Below are 445 nucleotides of genomic sequence, written 5' to 3' on the forward strand. Positions count from 1 at the left end.
TTTCAGACGTGCTGCATGATCAGCACGAATTTCGTGCCGGGCTCCAGCGCCTCGTACCGGTGCGGCACATCCCCGCGGTACGCCATGTAGTCACCGGCGCCGAGTTCCGCCTCCTCACCCTCGGGACCCGCCGTCACCCGCCCCGCGCTCACCACGATGTGCTCCACCGTCCCCGGAATGTGCGGGTCGGAGGCGCGCGCCGTTCCCGGCTCCAGATCCACCGCGTAGATGTCGCGCCGCGCGCCGGGAGGGCTCGCCGACAGCAGGGTGGCGACATAGCTGGACCGGTCCGAGCGCACGGTCGGCCCCTCCCCCGCCCTGATCACCTGGACCATGGGCGTCGGCGGTTCCACCAGCGCACTGAACGGCACCCCGAGCGCCACCGCCAGCGCCCACAGCGTCTCCATGCTCGGATTGCCGCCGGCCGCCTCCAGCTGGGACAGCG

At 71.7% G+C, this 445-nt stretch carries 1 protein-coding gene; it reads right to left on the bottom strand.

What is annotated here, in order from left to right; all coding sequences use genetic code 11:
- Positions 1 to 2: 2 nt before the first annotated feature.
- Positions 3 to 445: helix-turn-helix domain-containing protein (locus LPA54_RS38925; RefSeq protein ID WP_228985117.1), on the bottom strand; the 443-nt coding region annotated here is incomplete at its 5' end.

The sequence above is a fragment of the Streptomyces sp. DH12 genome, assembly GCF_020873895.1.
Lineage (GTDB): Bacteria > Actinomycetota > Actinomycetes > Streptomycetales > Streptomycetaceae > Streptomyces.